General features: G+C 73.7%; 5 protein-coding genes. All 5 read right to left on the reverse strand.

The genetic code is table 11. The features are described 5' to 3' along the window. Window positions 1–181: 181 nt before the first annotated feature. Window positions 182–1,378, reverse strand: coding sequence for a galactokinase (gene galK / locus GQS09_RS14660; RefSeq protein WP_165986504.1), 1,197 nt, complete (start codon window positions 1,376–1,378; stop codon window positions 182–184). Window positions 1,379–1,441: 63 nt separating this feature from the next. Then, window positions 1,442–2,425, reverse strand: coding sequence for a UDP-glucose 4-epimerase GalE (gene galE / locus GQS09_RS14665; RefSeq protein WP_165986505.1), 984 nt, complete (start codon window positions 2,423–2,425; stop codon window positions 1,442–1,444). After that, window positions 2,422–3,480, reverse strand: coding sequence for a galactose-1-phosphate uridylyltransferase (gene galT / locus GQS09_RS14670; protein ID WP_165986506.1), 1,059 nt, complete (start codon window positions 3,478–3,480; stop codon window positions 2,422–2,424). The genes galE and galT overlap by 4 nt, the downstream gene beginning before the upstream one ends. 285 nt (window positions 3,481–3,765) lie before the next feature. Then, window positions 3,766–4,449 carry a response regulator transcription factor gene (locus GQS09_RS14675; protein WP_165986507.1) on the reverse strand — a complete coding sequence of 228 codons (684 nt, stop codon included), beginning with the start codon at window positions 4,447–4,449 and terminating at the stop codon, window positions 3,766–3,768. 226 nt (window positions 4,450–4,675) lie between these two features. Next, the coding region (locus tag GQS09_RS14680) for a PQQ-binding-like beta-propeller repeat protein (protein ID WP_207957833.1) at window positions 4,676–6,279 on the reverse strand (1,604 nt) is incomplete at its 5' end.

Below are 6,279 nucleotides of genomic sequence, written 5' to 3' on the forward strand. Positions count from 1 at the left end.
TGATCAGCACCAGCCCCCACCGGTGCCGACACTCAGCCTACGGCCGCGGGCCCGCGACGGGAGCGGTTTGCGCGAACTCCGTGACGCAATCTCGCTATTACTTCCCTCACTCCCCACCCCCGTGACGCCGCCGCCCGGGGGACGGCCGGCCCTGCGGCGCTCCGAGCGCCGGGGACGGGAGTCAGCGGAGCCGGCGGGCGCCCGGGGACGGGGTGGTGGTGAAGGTACGGGGAACCGGGTGGCCCGCCGCGGCGGCGGCCTCGGTCACCGCCTTGCCGACCCTCTCCGCCGCGCCGGCCTCGACCAGCACGACCGCCGAGCCGCCGAAGCCGCCGCCGGTCATCCGGGCGCCGAGCGCACCGGCCGCGGTGGCGGTGGCCACGACCAGATCGAGTTCCGGGCAGGAGACCTCGAAGTCGTCGCGCAGCGAGGCGTGGCCCGCGGTGAGCACCGGGCCGAGGGCATGCGGACGGCCCTCCCGCAGCAGCGCGGCGGCCTCGGCCACCCGGGCGTTCTCGGTGACCACGTGACGGACCCGGCGGCGGAGCACCGGATCGGACAGCCGGCCCAGGGCCTCCTCCAGGGAGCCGGCCGGGATGTCGCGCAACGCCGGCACGCCCAGCGCCTCGGCCCCCGCCTCGCAGGACGCCCGGCGCTCGGCGTAGCCGCTGTCCGCCAGGCTGTGCTGCACCCGGGTGTCCACCACCAGCAGCCGCAGCCCGGCCGCCGCCATGTCGAACGGCACCTGGCGGAAGGTGAGAGCACGGGTGTCCAGATGGAGCACGTGCCCGGCGGTGCAGCACGCCGAGGCCATCTGGTCCATGATCCCGCTGGGCACGCCCACGTAGGCGTTCTCCGCGCGCTGCCCGGCGCGGGCCAGCCCGGGACCGGTCAGGCCCAGCCCGTGCAGACCGTCCAGGGCGAGCGCGGTGCCCACCTCCAGCGCGGCCGAGGAGGACAGCCCGGCGCCGACCGGCACCGTGGAGCGCACCACCAGCGAGGCCCCGCCGATGGGGTGGCCCGCCTCGCGCAGTGCCCAGGCCACGCCCGCCGGGTAGGCGGTCCAGGCCGGCACGCCGGCCGGCCGGGCACGGCCGGGCCCGATGCCCTCCAGCGCCAGTTCGACGACCGGGCCGGGCTGGTCGGCGGAGCGGACGGCGAGTATCCGGTCATTGCGGCGCGCCGCCGCCACCAGCGTGGTGTGCGGCAGCGCGAAGGGCATCACGAAACCGTCGTTGTAGTCCGTGTGCTCACCGATCAGGTTGACCCGGCCGGGCGCCGCCCACACCCCTTCCGGCTCGGTGCCGTAGGTGTCGCGAAAGAGCGCGGTGATCCCGTCGGGCGTGGCCGGGGCGGCGGGTGCGGGGTCGGCGGTCATGGTGTGTCGGGTTCCCTTCGTCCACCGGCGGCGCGGGGCGCGGCCGGTGCCGGGCTGCCGCGGTCAGGCGGCCGGGCCGGTTCCGCCGGCCCGCGCGGTGCGCCGGGCGAAGTCCCAGGCGTCGGAGATGATCCCGGCCAGGTCCGGCCGGACCGGCTGCCAGCCGAGCCGGGTGCGGGCCCGCTCCGCGGAGGCCACCAGCACGGCCGGGTCGCCGGCCCGGCGGGGGGCGGCCGTCTCCGGGATGTCCCGGCCGGTGACCTTGCGGGCGGTCTCGACGACCTCGCGCACCGAGAAACCGGCGCCGTTGCCCAGGTTGCAGATCAGGTGCTCGCCGGGGGTGGCGGCGTCCAGCGCCCGCAGATGCGCCTCGGCCAGGTCGTCCACGTGGATGTAGTCACGGATGCAGGTGCCGTCCGGGGTGGGGTAGTCGTCGCCGAAGACGGAGATGGACTCGCGCTGCCCCAGCGCGGCGGCGAGCACCAGCGGGATGAGGTGGCTCTCCGGGTCGTGGCGCTCGCCGTACCCGCCGTGCGCCCCGGCGACGTTGAAGTACCGCAGGGAGACCGCGGCCAGGCCGTGTGCCGCGCACTCGCCGCCGATCATGTGGTCCACGGCCAGTTTGCTGGCGCCGTACGGGTTGGTGGGCGCGGTGCGGGCGTCCTCGGTGACCGGCACCGACTCGGGCTCGCCGTAGACGGCGGCGGTCGAGGAGAACACCAGCCTGCGCACGCCCGCCCCGCGCATGGCGCGCAGCAGCTCCATGGAGCCGCCGACGTTGTTGCGCCAGTACTTCTCCGGGTCGGCCACGGATTCGCCGACCTGGGAGCAGGCGGCGAAGTGCAGGACGCCGTCGTAGGAGGAGTCGAGCCAGCGGGCGGCCTCCTGGACGCGGCCCTCGATGAACTCCGCGCCCTCGGGCACTCCGGCGCGGAAGCCGGTGGACAGATCGTCGAGCACGGTGACGGTGTGCCCCGCCGCCAGCAGATGGGCCGTGACGACCCCTCCGACGTATCCCGCACCACCCGTGACCAGGTACTTGCTCACCCGCTTGCCACCTCACGCAGTCGCCTTGCCGCCGCCTCCGGCAGCACATCACTGACAAAAGCTCTCATACCGGATTCCGAACCGGCCAGGTACTTCAGCTTTCCGGCGCTGCGGCGGATCGTGAACAGTTCCAGGTGCAGGGCGAACTCCTCGCGCTCCACGGGCAGTCCGGAGGCTCCCGCGGGAGCCTGGTGCCAGCCGGAAATATACGGGGTGGGTGCGGCCCCCTCGCCGAACAGGCGGTCGAAGCGGCGCAGCAGTTCCAGATAGGCGCCGGGAAACTCGGCGCGGGCCGCGTCGTCCAGCGCGGTCAGGTCCGGGACCCGGCGGCGCGGGTAGAGGTGCACCTCGTACGGCCAGCGGGCGGCGTGCGGGACGAAGGCGGTCCAGTGCGCGGTCTCCAGCACCACCCGCTCGCCGGCACCGCGCTCCCGCTCCAGCAGTTCGTCGAACAGGTTGCGGCCGGTGGCCCGGCGGTGGGCGGCGACCGACTCCAGCACCCGGGCGGTGTGCGGGGTGACGTACGGATAGCCGTAGATCTGGCCGTGCGGGTGGGCGAGGGTGACCCCGATCTCCCGGCCGCGGTTCTCGAAGCAGTAGATCTGGCGGACGCCGGGGTGCTCGGCGAGCTCCGCCGTGCGGTCCGTCCAGGCGTCCAGCACCAGGGCGGCGCGCTCCTCGTCCAGGGAGGCGAAGGAGGCGTGGTGGTCGGAGGTGAAGCAGACCACCTCGCAGCGCCCGGTGCCGCCGCCGAAGGAGGGGAAACGGTTCTCGAAGACCGCGACCTGGTACTCCGGGTCGGGGATCTCGGTCAGCCGGCCGCCCTCGGAGGGGCACAGCGGGCACTGGTCCGCGGGCGGCAGATGGGTGCGGCCCTGGCGGTGGGCGGCGTAGCCGACGGGCTCGCGCAGCAGCGGGTCGGTGCGGATCTCGGAGGAGGCGGCGACCCGGCCGAGGTCCCGCCGGTCGGGCAGGCCGCGCGGGCCGCCGGGGCTGCCGGAGTCGTAGTAGATCAGCTCACGGCCGTCCGCCAGCCGGGTCACGGTCTTCTTCATGCCTGCACGCCGTCCCGCTTCTCCAGACCCTCACAACACCCAAGACTTCAACAGAATCAAACATAATGAAGCATACATCGACAGCAGGCGTCAACGGAAGGCGGGAGAGCGCCAGAAAAAGGCAGAAAACAGCACGTGGCCGAGGAAGGGCGGAGCGGCGGCCGGAGCCGGCCCGCAGGGCCGGGTCCGCAGGAGCAGCCGGGGAACAGCGGGGGAACAGCCGGGGGGATCAGCAGGGGCGAGCAGCGGGGGCGAGCAGCGGGGGTGAGCCGGGGCGCAGCCGGGTCAGTCGGCGGGCCCGGCGGCGCCGGGCAGGTGGCGCAGCAGCCCGGTGCGCACCGCCAGCGCGGCGGCCTCCAGCCGGGAGGCCGTGCCCAGCTTGGTCAGCAGCCGCTGGATATGGGTGCGCGCGGTACTCGGCGCCACCCCCAGGCCCGCGGCTATCAGCCGGGTGTCGTCCCCGTCCACGATGCGCCGCAGCACCTCGGCCTCGCGGTCGGTCAGCAGCCCGGCCAGCCGGGCGCCCTCCGCGTCCGGCCCGGTGCGCGGATTGAGCAGTTCGGCGAATGCCTCCCGCAGCAGCTGCGGCGCCACCGCCGCCTCTCCCGCCTTGGCCTTGGCCAGGGCCCGCTCCACGCCCTCGATGCGTTCGTCGTGCCGCACATAGCCGCGGGCTCCGGCCGCGAACGCCGCCGCCACCCCGCGCGGGCTGGGCACCGGGCCCAGCACCACCACCGCCACCCGCGGGCACTCCCGGCGGATGCGCAGCACCGGGTCGAGCACCCCCTCCCCCTCCGGGGCGCCGGTGCCCAGCAGGCACACCTCCGGCTGCTTGGACACGGCGAGCTCGGCGGCCCGGCTGACCGGGGAGGCCGCGCCCAGCACCCGGTGCCCGCGTACGCGCAGCGCCGAGGCCAGCGCCTCGGCCACCAGCCGGCGGTCATCGACGACGACGACCCGAACGCTCATCTTGCCTCCCTCATGGCGACTGCTGCGGACAGCGGGACGTGGGCGGACAGCGACGGCAGACCGCGGCGGCAAGCCGCGGCGGAGAGCCGGAAAGCACGGCCGGGGCAGGCGGCAGGGCCTGCCCCGGCGGCGGCAACGGTACTGCGCATCGGGCCGGGGCGGGCACCGCCCCGGCCTCGTCCCCGCGGGCAGCGAGGAGACGCTGACCGGCGGATCAGCGCGCCGGTCACTCGTAGACGAGCACCACCGGCTGGTCGGTCCGGTGACTGTAGAAATGCTGCGAAACCAGGAAGAACCGGTTGTTCTTCCAGTACGCCCGGTCGTCGTAGCCGTAGATCGAGCTGTAGAGCGTGTACTCCTTGTCACGGGCCGCCGGGTCCATGGTCATCACCGGCTCGGCCTGCTCGGTGGCCGGGTCGATGGCGACGACCATGCCCTCCAGGTCCGTGCCGGCCGGCTGGTAGGCAAGGATTTTGCCGTCGATCTCACCCATCGGAATGATCTGTCCGCCGTTGATCGGCTTCACCTCGTAGGGCGCGGTGCCGGTGTTGAGGTCGAAGGCGATCACCGCGTTCTCCGCATCGGAGCCGGCGATGAACAGCATGTCGTCGACCACCACGCCGCCCGGACAGCCGGCCAGCGTGTTGACCTCGCACGGGTCGTTGTGGCGCTCCTCGTCGTACGGCAGCACGTGCTTGATGTCCTTGCGCTGCTCGTCGATCACCCAGTACTGGATCTGCGCGTCGGCCCAGTCGGTGCCGACGTCCATCTTGACGACGAGCGGGTCCACGGAGACCACCGACTCGAAGCGCACCTCCTCGCCGTCCAGCTCGGCGGGCCACTCCCACTCCCACAGCTCCTGGCCGGCCTCGTCGGTGAACCGGAGGCTGCCGGTGTCGCCGAGGAAGCCACAGCCCATCTTGGAGAGGAAGTTGGTGTCCTCCCAGTTCCAGTACGCCTCTTCGACGCACTCCTCGCCCGGCTTGGTCGCCCAGAGCTGCTCCTGCTTGCTGATGGACCAGCCCTGGCCGCCGACCGCGGTGCCGACGGCCACCGTGTCGCCGAGAATGGCCGGGATGTCGTAGGTGCTGGGGGTGATGTCGCCGACCAGTTCCTGGGTCCAGACCTCCTGTCCGGTGGACAGGTCCACGATGGTCAGGTGCTCGCAGTCGCGGCCCTGGAGGACGGCGATGCGATTCTGCGAGGGCTCCGGGGTGGCCTTGCAGTCCCCCTTGTCCAGCGGCAGCGTCCAGGCCTGCTCGCCGGTGGTCAGATCCCAGGCGGCCAGGCCCTCCCGCATGAAGCGGATGAAGGTGTCCTCGACGACGTAGAAGCCGTCGGCGTAGATCAGGCCCTCGTCCTCGGTGACCTCCGGCTGGGCGACCTCAAGGACCAGGCCGCCCTCGATCACCTCGCCGGGCAGGCCCTGCTCGGTCCCGGTTCCGCCGCCGGAGCCCTCGCCCTCGTCGTTCTTCTGGTCGTCCTTGCCGTCCTTGCCGTCCTTCTTCTCGCTGTCCTTGTCCTTCCCGGAATCGGCGGTGGTGGAGGAGTCGTCACCGCTGAGGAGGTACCAGGCGCCGAAGCCGCCGCCGATCAGGACGGCCAGCACGACGCCGATCACCAGGACGAGCACCGGGCCGCGGCTGCCGCCGGACTTGGCGGGGCCGCCCGGCATGCCGGGCGCGCCGAAGCCGCCGGGGGCCGGGGTGGCATAGGGACCGGCGGGCATGCCGGAGGGAGCGGTGGGCCCGCCGCCGTACGCGCCGGGCGGCGGGGCCGGCTGCTGCGGGAAGCCCGTGCCCGGTCCCGGGGGCATGGGGGGCGCCCCCG

The sequence above is a fragment of the Streptomyces sp. YIM 98790 genome, assembly GCF_011421595.1.
Classification (GTDB): Bacteria; Actinomycetota; Actinomycetes; order Streptomycetales; family Streptomycetaceae; genus Streptomyces.

What these genes read in the sequence shown, in the direction of transcription:
- GQS09_RS14675 (WP_165986507.1), bottom strand. Translation starts at nt 4,449, where the DNA reads ATGAGCGTTCGGGTCGTCGTCGTCGATGACCGCCGGCTGGTGGCCGAG.
- galT (WP_165986506.1), bottom strand. Translation starts at nt 3,480, where the DNA reads ATGAAGAAGACCGTGACCCGGCTGGCGGACGGCCGTGAGCTGATCTAC.
- galK (WP_165986504.1), bottom strand. Translation starts at nt 1,378, where the DNA reads ATGACCGCCGACCCCGCACCCGCCGCCCCGGCCACGCCCGACGGGATC.